Source organism: Legionella quinlivanii, from assembly GCF_900461555.1.
GTDB classification, from domain to species: Bacteria; Pseudomonadota; Gammaproteobacteria; order Legionellales; family Legionellaceae; genus Legionella_C; species Legionella_C quinlivanii.
On the sequence record NZ_UGOX01000001.1, the window covers coordinates 1,659,348 to 1,672,544 of the forward strand.

Sequence of the window (13,197 nt, forward strand, 5' to 3'; positions counted from 1 at the left end):
AGTACAATGAGTGTGCAATCTAGTAGGGAGCGGCTGGTGAAAGCCAGAACAGGCAATGAACTCGAGACAGGAAACTGGTTAACAGAAGCTGCCTTGCGGATGCTATGCAATAACCTTGATCCGGAGGTCGCAGAAAACCCCGACTCATTAATTGTCTATGGTGGGCTTGGTAAAGCAGCGCGAAACTGGAACTGCTTTGATGCAATAGTCAGAATTTTAAAAAAGCTTGAATCTAATCAGACGCTTTTAATCCAATCAGGCAAGCCTGTAGGGGTTTTTACAACTCATGTGGATGCCCCTCGTGTGTTGATTGCCAATTCTAATCTGGTTCCTCATTGGGCAAACTGGGAGCATTTTAATGAATTAGATAAAAAAGGCCTGATGATGTACGGCCAAATGACTGCGGGAAGCTGGATCTATATTGGATCTCAAGGCATTGTCCAGGGGACTTATGAAACCTTTGTTGCTGCAGGTAAAAAACATTATCAGGGAAGTCTCGAGGGAAAATGGATATTATCAGCGGGACTAGGTGGAATGGGCGGGGCGCAACCCTTGGCCGCCACAATGGCAGGTGCCAGTATGCTGGCAGTTGAATGCGATCAAACGCGTATCAGTAAACGGCTGGACACTCGTTATCTGGACAAAAGCACTGATAATTTGGATGAGGCTTTGGATTGGATTAACAAAGCTCTTAGCAATAATGCGCCGGTTTCAGTTGGTCTGCTTGGTAATGCGGCCGATATTTATCCGGAGCTGGCAAAGCGCGGGATTCGTCCAGATCTGATAACCGATCAAACCAGCGCCCATGATCCGCTCAATGGCTATTTACCAAAAGGCTGGACTTTGGAAAAAGCGGCTTTACTGAGAAGAACCCATCCTGAAGAAGTGGTTGCGGCAGCGAAGTCATCAATGGCGGAACAGGTCGAAGCCATGCTCTATTTCCAGACACAGGGTATTCCAGTATTTGATTACGGTAATAATATACGTCAAATGGCATTTGAAGCCGGAGTCAAAGACGCCTTTGCTATTCCAGGTTTTGTTCCAAGCTACATCAGGCCCTTATTTTGCGAAGGCGTGGGTCCTTTCCGTTGGGTTGCATTATCAGGAGATCCCGAAGACATCTATGCAACTGACGAAAAGGTAAAAGAGTTATTACCTGAAAATCAGCCGCTTCACCGCTGGCTGGATATGGCGAAAGAAAGAATCAGTTTCCAGGGCTTGCCAGCCAGAATTTGCTGGGTTGGACTTAAAGACCGGGCACGCTTGGGATTAGCCTTCAATCAAATGGTAAAAACCGGGGAATTAAAAGCCCCTGTTGTGATTGGCCGCGATCACCTTGATTCCGGTTCAGTCGCAAGCCCAAACCGTGAGACGGAAGGAATGATGGATGGCAGCGATGCCGTCTCCGATTGGCCGTTACTGAATGCCTTGCTTAATTGTGCCAGCGGGGCAACCTGGGTCAGTATTCATCATGGAGGCGGTGTGGGTATGGGATTTTCCCAGCATGCCGGAATGGTCATCGTTGCTGATGGAAGTGATGAAGCGGCCAGACGATTGGCAAGAGTCTTACATAATGATCCGGCTTCAGGCGTTATGCGTCATGCTGATGCAGGGTATTCTCTCGCCAAACAATGTGCTCGTGAAAACCATTTGTGGTTACCCATGGAAGAGGAAAAAGCCCATGTTTGAATCTGTAAGCATAGTTCCGGGCGAATTAACACTGGCCAAGATCAGAGCGCTTCTGGTTTCAAAGCAGGTTATTGTGCTTGATGAAAGTTCTCATTCCGATATTGAGGCCTCTTTCAAAGAAGTGGAATCAGTAATCCGTGATAAAAAAATTGTCTATGGAATTAATACTGGCTTTGGTTCTCTGGCGTCTCAAACAATAAGTCCTGACAATCTGAGACAATTGCAGCGAAATATTGTTTTGTCGCATGCCTGTGGAACTGGTGAGCTTCTGGATGATGAGACGGTTGCCTTAATTCTTCTTCTGAAAATAAATAGCCTTGCTCAGGGATACTCTGGGGTAAGTCCAGCGCTGATTGAGGCGTTTCTGTCAATGTATAACCATCAGCTTTGGCCCTGTGTTCCTGCCAAGGGATCGGTTGGTGCTTCAGGGGATCTGGTTCCTCTTGCTCATCTCAGTTTACCCTTGCTCGGAGCTGGGCATGTACGTTATCAAGGGAAGGTAATGCCTGCTGAAGAAGGATTGGCACTCACCGGCTTAACCTCTTTGGAACTAGGACCCAAAGAAGGTTTGGCTTTATTGAATGGCTTGCAGGTTTCTGCTGCGATTTGTTTACAAGCGTATTATCAGTGTGTGACCTTGTTTGAAACCGCGATAATTGCCGGCTGTCTTTCGCTGGATGCTGCGCTGGGAAGCGATACGCCTTTTGACGACCGCATTCATCGAATTCGTGGACATCAGTCACAGCGTGTCGTTGCGCGGTTTTATCGCGAATTATTGGCTAAAAGTGAAATCAGGGAGTCTCATCGTTCCTGCAAAAGAGTGCAGGATCCTTATTCACTACGATGTCAGCCACAGATCATGGGGGCGGTTTTGCATCAAATGAATTTCGTCAGAGATACTCTGGCGGTTGAGGTCAATGCAATTACTGATAATCCTCTGGTTTTCACAAGAGAACATGAAATATTATCGGGGGGAAATTTTCATGGTGAGGCTCTGGCTATGGCGGCCGATAATCTGGCGCTCGCTATTGCAGAGATAGGAGCTAACTCTGAAAGACGAATAGCTCTGCTTATCGACAAGAATTTCAGCGGATTACCGGCTTATCTGGTGAAGGAAGGGGGGCTTAATTCTGGATTTATGATTGCTCATGTCACAGCGGCAGCCTGTGCCAGCGACAATAAAGCTTTGGCGCATCCACATTCCGTCGACAGTTTGCCGACTTCTGCCAATCAGGAAGATCATGTCTCTATGGCCACAAATGCGGCCAGACGATTGCATCTGATGCTGGATAATACAAAAACTATCCTGGCTATTGAGTTGCTCGCTGCCTGTCAGGGGCTCGATTTTCATCAGCCATTATCTACATCCACTCCGTTAAAGTTTTTCTATGAAAAGCTGAGATCTTGCGTCAGGCATTATGAATCGGATCGCTATTTTTCACCTGATATCGAAGTGGCTAAACAGAAAATATCAGAAGGAGAATTCAGAATTCCAAAAATGATGTTACACTCCCCGCTTTATTAAAGATCGAAGTCACTATGATTGTTGAAATTTTTACTGATGGAGCATGCAAAGGCAACCCCGGTCCTGGTGGATGGGGGGCTTTACTACGCTATAAAGGCCAGGAAAAAAAAATATATGGCGGCGAAGCACATACTACAAACAACCGAATGGAACTGATGGCTGCCATTCAGGCACTTGCTCTTTTGAATCGATCTTGCCAGGTAGAGCTATACACAGATTCCCAATATGTCCGTCAAGGTATGACGGGATGGCTTTTTCAGTGGAAAAAAAATGGCTGGAAAAATTCCAAAAAAGAAGCTGTAAAAAATGCAGATCTGTGGCAGCAGCTTGATGCTTTGGCCCAGAAGCATCAGATTAACTGGCATTGGGTGAAAGGTCATTCCGGTCATATCGAAAATGATCTGGCTGACGAGCTTGCAAATCTCGCTATTTCAGAATTATTGCAAAACTAAATCACAAGAGATAATTTTATGCGCCAAATCGTTCTTGATACAGAAACTACGGGTATTAGTCATGATGCAGGGCACCGTATTATTGAAATCGGCTGTGTCGAGCTTCTTGATAGAAAATTAACCGGTAAGCATTACCATGTTTATATCAATCCTGATCGAGAAGTGGATGAGGGAGCATTTCGGGTACATGGGATCAGTACCGAATTTCTAAAAGATAAGCCGAGATTTTCTGAAATTGCAGATGAGTTTCTCAATTTCATCTGCGATAGTGAGTTAATCATTCACAATGCTCCCTTCGATGTGGGCTTCATCAATGCTGAACTCGGGCATCTGAAGCATCCGCATCGGCTTGATAAATATTGTATGGTTCTTGATACCCTGGTGATGGCAAAAGAAAAACATCCCGGCCAGCGAAATAGTCTCGACGCGCTTTGTAAACGCTATGAAATTGACAATTCCCATCGTCAGTTCCATGGTGCGCTTCTTGATGCTGAAATTTTAGCATTTGTTTATCTGGCAATGACTGGCGGGCAAACCAGCTTATTTGGCAGCGATCTGGAAGAAGAGCAGCAAATTATTGTTGAAACCGAAGCGGTCGTCAGTAATGTTCAGTATAATATTCCAGTGTATAGCGCGAGTGAAGAAGAACTAGCCGGTCACAAAAATTTTATAGAATTTTTAGTAAAGAAATCCGGAGTGAATCGTTGGGAGGATGAGGTATAATTATGGATTCTCCTTTTGCGAACTATTATCCGGCAAATCCCTAAGTCTTAAATTTTGAGAATACAGGTAATTGAATAATTCCCTTGCATCTTGCGGGAATGATGGCTTGTCTTTTAGCGATTAAATTTATGTGTTAAAATGGCGCAAATTTGACCACCCAGTATGATTGAATGTCAAGATTTCCTTTGCGATCGTTCGTTTTATTCTACATTATTGCTATTTTATTTCCTGGAAGCGGGCAAGCGATTGAAGTTCCAATCTATGATTTTCCACTAGATCTGTACTCACAGAATGTCAATGATTATCTTCCCGCTGACAGCAGTGACTATGATGAGCCAATATTAACCAGTAACTATCAGGAATCCCAGGTAGAGCGATTCTATCAACATTATTACTCAAGTGATACTAATGGTCTATCTCCCTGGAGCGAAGGCCTCGTTCGTTCGCTTTTTCCAAAAATAAAACAAACTGAATTAGAAATTCTCGATGAATTTAATAATCAAAACAAGGAACCTTCGGCACGCCATTACGGTGAAAACTTTAAAGAACATGATGCCAAATGGTTAAATAGAATAAAGCACAATATGAATCTTGCTGCTTTGGACAACCTTGAGTTTTCGGAAGCAAACCGGGCTGTCGCAATCAATAATAGTTATGCTCGCGCACTACCCGAAACAGCTCCTGATTTTTACCATTTCAGCCTGCCAGGGCAGGGATTTCCTTTTGATAATTTACAAGAGTCGGCAATCTGGGGTGGTACACCGCTTTATGTTTTTGCCTATTCAAATGACAAAGCCTGGGCGCTTGTTTTGACTCCTGATGCGTATTTTGCCTGGGTAAAAAGCAATGATATTGCGCTTGCTTCCGGTCAATTTGTAAATCAATGGCAGAAGGCTGCTAAAAAGAAGCTGATTGCAATTACCAAAACACAAACTGAAATTCTTGATAAAACAGGGAACTCTCAATTTACAGGGTATATCGGTGAAGTTTTTCCTCTGGTGGAACGTAATAAGCAGTCCACATCGGTACTGATTCCTGCAAAAAACAATCACAATCAGGCGGTTATCAAAATTGGTATAATCAGTACCAACTCCTCGGAGCTCATGCCTGTTCCCGCATCTAAAAAAACGATTTCTCAGTTGTTAAAACAACTGCAAAACAGACCTTATGGCTGGGGCGGCGCCTATTTTTATAATGATTGTTCACAGGAATTAAAAAGTCTGTTTACTCCTTTGGGAATATGGCTCCCTCGTAATTCCGCTCAGCAGGCCCAATTGGGTTCGGTAGTGGATTTATCACAAAAAAATGTCGATGAGCGCCTGGCATTACTCAAAGAGAAGGGGCATCCCTTAATGACTTTGATTTATATTGGCGGCCACGTCATGCTCTATTTGGGTAACAAGAACGCTTCCAATAATGAATCTGAGGCAATCACTTATCAGAATATATGGGGATTGTCTCCATCAACCAGGGATAAACGATACGTGATTGGCCAATCCTTATTTTTCCCCTTGTTAAAATATTATCCAGAAAATTCCGACCTTAGTTCCTTGGCGGATAAAGGATATTTCAAGCTGGTCTTTCTGGATCAGTTAAATAATACCCGCACGCCGCAAGCTTTTGCCGTCGGCTTTTCAACACCAGGTAAACCTGCGGATTTATAATGAAAAATTTCCTGTCTTGATTATCAACACAAATAGCTCTTATTCCAAAAGACTGGAAGTGCCTAATAAATGAACTATATTTAGGTTAGGATCATCTAAAGGACAGATCATGGAAGCAAGAAACCTCCGCAAATTCATCCTCGCTGCATTCGCTTTTTGTGTATTCGATAATACCTATGCTGACAGTGCAATAATTCCAGACAACATACCCCATATTAATGTAGCCTCTAATACCTTTATTTTTAATCCGAGGAAATTAACCTGGGTTGCGATATCCAGTAATGGGAAGGTGGTACGAAGCGGAAAAGCATCGGGTGGAAGTCATTACTGCCGTGATATCAGACGCTCTTGTAAAACTCCTTCGGGAACTTATCGGGTAATGAGTAAAAGCGGGGCAGGATGTCGTTCCAGCCGTTATCCCTTGGGAAAGGGCGGAGCTCCTATGCCTTATTGTATGTTTTTCAGCAAATATTATGCAATACACGGGTCTCCCGATGTTCCCAATTACAATGCCAGCCACGGCTGTATTCGTGTAAGACCTGGTGATGCTAAATGGCTGAATCAGAATTTCGTCAAGATTGGAACAAAGGTGATTGTAAGACCTTACTAGAGTACGTCTACGTCTGCGCTTAAGCGACGTGGTTGCATAAATGGAACAAAGCAACTAACCTGTCGTCTTTGCGAACGGAGTGAAGCGATCCAGATCGAAGCTTCAGCTGGATTGCTTCGCTGATGCTCGCAAAGACGGTTTCTTATACACAAATCATCGTTTAAACAAGTCGCGGTACGGTAGGGGATTAAGAGAGAGTAGAAAATAAAATACTACTCATCTTCATCCATACTGAATGAAGAACCACAACCGCAAGTAGTCTTTGCATTCGGATTACGAATTACAAACTGTTCGCCCTGTATTCCTTTTACATAATCGATTTCTGCATCAGAAAGATATTGATAGCTCATAGAATCAATCAGTAAATTCACTCGTGAACTGCCATCTGAGCATTGCTGGGAGACGATGGTATCGTCCTCGTTAATGACATCGTCAAAAGTAAAGCCATACTGGTAGCCTGAGCAACCGCCACCGCTAATGAAAACCCGGAGGTTGAGTTTAGGATTATCTTCTTCAGCCAATAAAGAGGCAACCTTGTCGGCTGCACTGACGGTAAAATGAACAGAAGAGGTTTCAGTCATTGTGGCGTCCATTTGTAACTCCAAAAAAATGTATCAGTTTATCGAATATTTTGCTCAATTATAGCACCACCCAGACATTGGTTTTTATCATAGAACACAATATATTGCCCGGGAGTAACTGCTCGCTGAGGATCTGCAAACATCACACAATGCTGTTTATTATTCAGCGGTGAAACGATGCAGGCTTGTTCTGTTTGCCTGTATCGGGTTTTAGCATAGCAGGTGATTGGCAATTGATCTTTATAATCCGCAAGCCAGTGTATTTCACTGCACATCAATCCTTGCGAATAAAGCATTGGATGGCTCTGCCCCTGGGCAATAACTAAAGTATTCTTTTCGAGATCCTTATCAACCACATACCAGGGCTCATCACCTGAGTTAGCAAGTCCTCCTATGCCCAAGCCTTGCCTTTGGCCCAGCGTATAAAACATCAATCCATCATGCTGGCCAATTATTTCACCTGCTGTGGTTTTTATTGGACCAGGTTTGGCCAGAATAAACTCATTCAGAAAGTGTTTAAATTTCTTTTCGCCAATAAAACAAATTCCTGTGGAATCTTTTTTATCATGGGTAATCAATCCCAGTTCTTTGGCCATTGCTCTAACTTCCGCCTTGTGGTAGTCACCTATTGGAAATAAGGTTTTGGCAAGGGCAGAAGGCTCTACTGCATGTAAGAAGTAAGTTTGATCCTTTTCACGATCTTTGGCTTTCAGCAATGCAGGGAATGGGCTTTCATGTTTAATTTTAGCATAATGACCGGTTGCAATAAAATCAGCGCCCATGCCTAATGCATACTCCAGAAAAGCTTTAAATTTGATTTCTTTATTACATAGCACATCTGGATTTGGTGTTCTTCCGGCTTCATATTCATTTAAAAAATGAGTAAAAACCCTATTCCAGTATTCTCCTGAAAAATTAACACAGTGCAGAGGGATATTCAGCTTGCCTGCGACTGCTTCTGCATCTGCCAAATCTACTGCTGCAGGACAATAATCGTCTTGGTCGTCCTGCTCCCAATTTTTCATGAACAAGCCCTCGACCTGATAGCCTTGTTCTTTGAGTAACCAGGCAGCCACCGAGGAATCAACACCTCCGGACATACCCACAATCACCTTTGCTTTCATAATTCTACAAATGTTTAAAATATATCTATTTTAAGCCAAGTAGCTTCTCACTAAAACCCTATTATGAAAATTAAATTCCCTTTAGCTTCAAATTCAGCAAGTGATTTACAATCATAATCAATGAAATAGCCTTTAACTGTTAGATGCAGTCAGATTGAATTTATTCACATTTCGTTGATGATAGATAATTTGCACAAATTATCTAAATAAAGATACAATATGCGTCAATTTATTTATTATTTAGTATTTATGACGCACAATCAAGCTTTTCCAGAATCACAGTTGTTAAATTATCTGTTTTTAAAAACCATACTAATTATTAACTATGATGCAATGAACCTGCTTCCTTTGACGGTAAATCCTCATTGCGATTTAGAACGTTTTCAGGAGCAGATTGCTTCTGTTGAAGCGGAAGGCCAGTCTGCTTTGATAGAACTGCGTGCTATGTATAGGGAAGCATTGATAACGGATAGTCAAAGAGCAAACAAAATTAAACAAATTATTGAGTACTTTGTTCTGTTAGATCAAGATGCAAATGCACAAATAGATTTTATTCGAATGACGCCAGCCGAATTACAGCGGGTTTTCAATATTCACTTCTTTAGAAGCAGAATAGTGACTCAAAGTATGTTCTTCTTTTCAGAGCGCCCAGAAAGTATTGAAGGCTTAACGGCAGAAGAATTAAATGATTGCGGCTGGTATTTTTATCAAAAAAAATATTATGAAGCGGCTGTGCCGTATTTTCAATTAGCCGCTTTAGCCGGTCAAGAACAAGCCCTGGTCAATTTAGGGGTGTGTTATCATTGGGCACAGGGTATAGAGCAGGATGATGAAGCGTCTGTACTTTGCTTTGAATTAGCTGCAGACAAGAATAACCCGCAAGCACTTTATAATTTAGGTATGGCTTATGAAGAGGGTTGGTATAATGGCAAAAGCAACACAAAACAAGCATGGAATTACTATACTCGAGCTGCCAGGCTAAAGGATAGTGAGTCCATTTGCCAACTAGGCTGGTATGCTGAAAATGGAATTTATCCAGCCCAGAATTTAGAAGAGGCCTATAGACATTATGAAGAAGCAGATAAGCTAGGCAGTGCTCGAGGGGCCTTTAATTTAGGCCGCTGTTATGAGTTTGGTAAGGGATGCAATGAGAATTTAAGTAATGCCTTAGAATGCTATCAACGCGCACAAGAACGGGGATATGCAAAAGCTGAAGGAGCAATTGCTCGCATTGAAGATAAGCTAAATCGGGCTTCTTGTATTTTACTGTAATAGGGTGAGGCTGACAAACCCGCCAAAAATGTTAATTCCGATGTAGAAAAGGAGTTTCTACACGATATAAAGTTAATCTTGCAATCCATGACAATCGAGAATGGCGTTATTTCACAAGTAAAATATACTTAAAGTATCTTCCCCAGAAATATCCGAATAATTATGCCTGAAATCGCCAGACTGACTAAATTTTTCTGTAAAATTGAAAATACCTATCGCGAAAGTTTTTCTATCCGGCATTTGATTGAAAGCGGCGAAATTATTCCAGCCACTCATTCGGAGATTAATTTTATTGCACTTGTGATAGCCAGATTGCGCCTTGATTTGAATCATAATAAGCGCCTGACGGCAGAAATCCTTGAAGAAATGCTAAAAGGCGCCCATCTTCGCTTTGAAGATAATGGCTTTTTTTATTCTGAAATAGTTATGGAATTTAAAGATCGTCTGCGAAAACGCCGCTCCTCTCATCAATCAGTCCTTCAGCAATATTCATTTTCAGGAGCTGTTCTTAAAGAGGTTTTATTTGGTGTTACCGAGAATAATGAAGGAAAGAGGGCCAGCTGGATTCAATTTGAACGACATAATACCAGAACCATCGCTGCTTTGACCATGCATCTTATTGATTACCTGAGATATCGATGTACAGGAAAAAATATTGGCCCCTTCGGCGTATCCGTTTATACTGATCGCGAGCCTTTGACCATAAATCCGGTGAAGATTTAACTGATTTAAGCTGTATGTCGGTTGCGCAAAACTGTGCTCCTGACGCAGTAACCTGGAATTGAGTTTTTATGATAATTAATCTGAAAAAATACCCCGAATATAACGACTATCAGCAGATTTTAATCGAACTGACTGAGCGCCTGCCTCAACATATCCAGCCGCCTTGTGAGCTGGCCTGTCAGTTTAAGATTGAGTTTTGTCGAAATTATTATTTATTAAGCATGACTGTGAGCGGAAAGTTAACAATTATCTGCCAGCGATGTTTAAATGAATTTGCCTGTGATTATTCCAATTCAACAGAGCTCGCTCTATGCGCCTCTGAAACCATTGCTGAAAAACTGATGGCTGAATTTGAAACAGTTGTGTATGAGAAGGATGAGATTGACTTGAAGCAACTGGTTACTGATGAGCTATTCCTTTACAGTCCAATGCATCATGAGCATGTCGAGGACTGTGATGCTGAAATGCAACAACACATGAATATTTAAAATAAATCGCGGAAATTTCCGAATAATGGGAAATTGCAGTATAATACGCAGCAATTTTTGCTAAATTCCAATATTAGTTGCACTAAGACTTGGATTATAGGGAAAAAATGGGTAATATTTCGCCCAACATTAGACTATTCGCCTAGGAGTAATACAATGGCTGTTCAACAGAATAAAAAATCACGCTCACGCCGTGATCAACGACGTTCACACGATGCTTTGACCGGACCTACTTTATCCGTAGATAGCACAACAGGTGAAACGCATCGCCGACATCACATCACCCCGGATGGTTATTATCGTGGTCGCAAAGTGCTTGACACCGATAATGTCTACGAAGACGAGAAAGAAGAGTAATTCGCTTGAAAAGCATAACAATTGCCGTTGATGCAATGGGAGGGGATCATGGCCTTAAGGTGGTGATTCCTGCTTGTGTTCGAGCTGTTCAGCAAAACCCGGAACTTAAGCTGATTCTGGTTGGCGATCAAACACAAGTTAACTCATTGCTAAAAAAACATACTGCGAATCCAGAGCAAATCACAGTAGTGCATGCTTCTGAAATTGTGGGTATGGATGAACTGCCTTCTCAGGCAATGCGAAACAAAAAAGATTCATCCATGCGAGTTGCGATTAATCTGGTGAAAGAAGGAAAGGCAGAGGCCTGTGTCAGTGCTGGAAATACCGGCGCATTGATGGCTACCGCGCGTTTTGTCCTGAAAACTTTACCCGGTATTGATCGTCCGGCAATAATAGCTACCTTGCCGACACTGCAGGGAAAAACCCGGGTCATTGATCTGGGTGCTAATGTGGATTCCTGTGCTGAGCATCTTTTTCAGTTTGCTGTAATGGGCTCGGCTCTAATCCAGGCTGTTGATAAAAAACGTCAACCCAAAATCGCATTGCTAAATATAGGTGTTGAAGAGATCAAGGGAAATGATCAGGTAAAACGTACCGCTCATATGCTGGCCGAATGTACACTTATGAATTATGTTGGCTATGTAGAAGGGGACCAGTTTTATTCTGGTGAAGTAGATTTGGTAGTCTGCGATGGTTTTGTTGGTAATGTAGCCTTAAAAGCAAGCGAAGGATTGGCCAAGCTAATGCTGTCTGTTCTCAGGGAATCCTTTTCACGCTCATTTTTAACCAAACTCGCGGGATTGATTGCGAAACCTGCTCTAAATCATCTCAAAACCCGTATGGATCCAGCCCGCTATAATGGAGCCAGTATGTTAGGGCTAAATGGCATTGTGATTAAAAGTCACGGCGGTGCAAACGAACTGGCTTTTCAAAATGCCATTGAAGAAGCCATTTTACAAGTTAAGAACAATGTAGTGGACCTTGTGCGTGAGCAAATAACCGATTTTATCAATCAAGGCTTATTGTTATGAAAAATGCTGTAATTAATGGTACAGGCAGTTACTTACCAAAGCATCAGTTAAGCAATGTGGAACTTGAGTCCAAACTGGATACCACTCACGAGTGGATTCATTCAAGAACCGGTATAAGCAGCAGACATATTGCCAATGATGTGGAAACTGTATTTTTTATGGCATCAGAAGCTGCCAGGAAAGCTCTGGAGTCTTCTACTATTGAAGCAGACGATATCGACGTCATTATCGTCGCAACCTGTACCCCTGATCATTTTTTTCCGAGCATGGCCTGTCATGTTCAAAAAGCGCTGAATATAAAAAAGCCAATTCCGGCATTTGATATCAGTGCTGCCTGCAGTGGTTTTGTGTATGCCATGGACAACGCATGGAACTTTATCCGCTCCGGAGCTGCAAAGCATATTCTTGTGATAGGTAGTGAGCGTATGTCTCATGCGGTCAATTGGGAGGACCGTTCTACCAGCATTCTTTTTGGCGATGGCGCAGGAGCTGTTGTTTTGTCTGCAGACTCCGAAAGAGAGGGAATTATTGCCAGTAAACTGCATTCCTCTTTTGATGCGGATGCGTTACTCACTTATGAAAATTTTACGACCCAAGGCCAGCGCTCCTATATTGGCATGCGCGGAAACGAGGTGTTTAAAATTGCAGTTAACATCATGGGTGATATTGTTGATGAAATTCTTGAGGCCAGCCAGCTGAAAAAATCAGACATAAACTGGTTAGTTCCACATCAGGCCAATATTCGGATTATTAAGGGAATCGCCCGAAAACTGGACTTACCGATGTCACAGGTCATTGTTACTATTGAGAATCAAGGTAACACTTCTGCGGCCTCTATTCCCTTGGCTCTTGATTTTGCAATCAAAAATGGCTCCATTAAACGTGATGAGTTATTACTTCTTGAATCCTTTGGTGCCGGAATGACCTGGGGTGCCCTGGTCATTCGTTACTAATCCAT

At 42.5% G+C, this 13,197-nt stretch carries 14 protein-coding genes; 12 read left to right on the top strand and 2 right to left on the bottom strand.

The window, feature by feature from the left end:
* The first annotated feature begins 6 nt into the window (after window positions 1-6).
* From hutU to DYH61_RS07175, 6 genes are all read left to right on the top strand, one after another.
* Window positions 7-1,689 carry a urocanate hydratase gene (hutU, locus tag DYH61_RS07150; protein WP_058506486.1) on the top strand — a complete coding sequence of 561 codons (1,683 nt, stop codon included), beginning with the start codon at window positions 7-9 and terminating at the stop codon, window positions 1,687-1,689.
* Window positions 1,682-3,214: a histidine ammonia-lyase gene (hutH, locus tag DYH61_RS07155; RefSeq protein ID WP_058506485.1), complete on the top strand. Its 1,533-nt coding sequence runs from the start codon at window positions 1,682-1,684 to the stop codon at window positions 3,212-3,214. Before hutU ends, hutH begins: the two co-directional genes overlap by 8 nt.
* A 14-nt stretch (window positions 3,215-3,228) precedes the next feature.
* Window positions 3,229-3,666, top strand: a complete 438-nt coding sequence (gene rnhA / locus DYH61_RS07160; protein ID WP_058506484.1) for a ribonuclease HI — start codon at window positions 3,229-3,231, stop codon at window positions 3,664-3,666.
* Between the two features lie 18 nt (window positions 3,667-3,684).
* A complete protein-coding gene (gene dnaQ, locus DYH61_RS07165; protein WP_058506483.1) occupies window positions 3,685-4,389 on the top strand; it encodes a DNA polymerase III subunit epsilon in 705 nt (234 codons plus the stop codon).
* 170 nt (window positions 4,390-4,559) lie between these two features.
* The gene (locus tag DYH61_RS07170; protein ID WP_058506482.1) at window positions 4,560-6,053 is read left to right on the top strand and encodes an SH3 domain-containing protein; all 1,494 of its coding nucleotides are present in this window, start codon (window positions 4,560-4,562) and stop codon (window positions 6,051-6,053) included.
* Window positions 6,054-6,162: 109 nt separating this feature from the next.
* Window positions 6,163-6,663: a L,D-transpeptidase gene (locus DYH61_RS07175; RefSeq protein ID WP_083499148.1), complete on the top strand. Its 501-nt coding sequence runs from the start codon at window positions 6,163-6,165 to the stop codon at window positions 6,661-6,663.
* Window positions 6,664-6,875: 212 nt separating this feature from the next.
* Here DYH61_RS07175 and erpA read toward each other — a convergent pair whose 3' ends face one another.
* Together erpA and mnmA are read right to left on the bottom strand one after the other, a co-directional pair.
* A complete protein-coding gene (gene erpA, locus DYH61_RS07180; protein ID WP_058506481.1) occupies window positions 6,876-7,256 on the bottom strand; it encodes an iron-sulfur cluster insertion protein ErpA in 381 nt (126 codons plus the stop codon).
* Between the two features lie 26 nt (window positions 7,257-7,282).
* A complete protein-coding gene (mnmA, locus tag DYH61_RS07185; RefSeq protein WP_058506480.1) occupies window positions 7,283-8,368 on the bottom strand; it encodes a tRNA 2-thiouridine(34) synthase MnmA in 1,086 nt (361 codons plus the stop codon).
* A gap of 219 nt (window positions 8,369-8,587) precedes the next feature.
* Here mnmA and DYH61_RS07190 point away from each other — a divergent pair, with 219 nt between their 5' ends.
* The 6 genes from DYH61_RS07190 to DYH61_RS07215 all read left to right on the top strand — a co-directional run bounded on the left by DYH61_RS07190 (window position 8,588) and on the right by DYH61_RS07215 (window position 13,192).
* Window positions 8,588-9,640 carry a tetratricopeptide repeat protein gene (locus DYH61_RS07190; protein WP_058506479.1) on the top strand — a complete coding sequence of 351 codons (1,053 nt, stop codon included), beginning with the start codon at window positions 8,588-8,590 and terminating at the stop codon, window positions 9,638-9,640.
* Between the two features lie 162 nt (window positions 9,641-9,802).
* On the top strand, window positions 9,803-10,363 hold the full coding sequence (locus tag DYH61_RS07195; RefSeq protein WP_058506478.1) for a hypothetical protein: 561 nt from the start codon (window positions 9,803-9,805) through the stop codon (window positions 10,361-10,363).
* Between the two features lie 68 nt (window positions 10,364-10,431).
* A complete protein-coding gene (locus DYH61_RS07200; RefSeq protein ID WP_058506477.1) occupies window positions 10,432-10,851 on the top strand; it encodes a YceD family protein in 420 nt (139 codons plus the stop codon).
* Between the two features lie 156 nt (window positions 10,852-11,007).
* Window positions 11,008-11,208, top strand: coding sequence for a 50S ribosomal protein L32 (rpmF, locus tag DYH61_RS07205; RefSeq protein ID WP_058506476.1), 201 nt, complete (start codon window positions 11,008-11,010; stop codon window positions 11,206-11,208).
* Between the two features lie 5 nt (window positions 11,209-11,213).
* The gene (gene plsX, locus DYH61_RS07210; RefSeq protein WP_058506475.1) at window positions 11,214-12,239 is read left to right on the top strand and encodes a phosphate acyltransferase PlsX; all 1,026 of its coding nucleotides are present in this window, start codon (window positions 11,214-11,216) and stop codon (window positions 12,237-12,239) included.
* A complete protein-coding gene (locus tag DYH61_RS07215; RefSeq protein WP_058506474.1) occupies window positions 12,236-13,192 on the top strand; it encodes a beta-ketoacyl-ACP synthase III in 957 nt (318 codons plus the stop codon). The genes plsX and DYH61_RS07215 overlap by 4 nt, the downstream gene beginning before the upstream one ends.
* Window positions 13,193-13,197 lie beyond the last annotated feature (5 nt).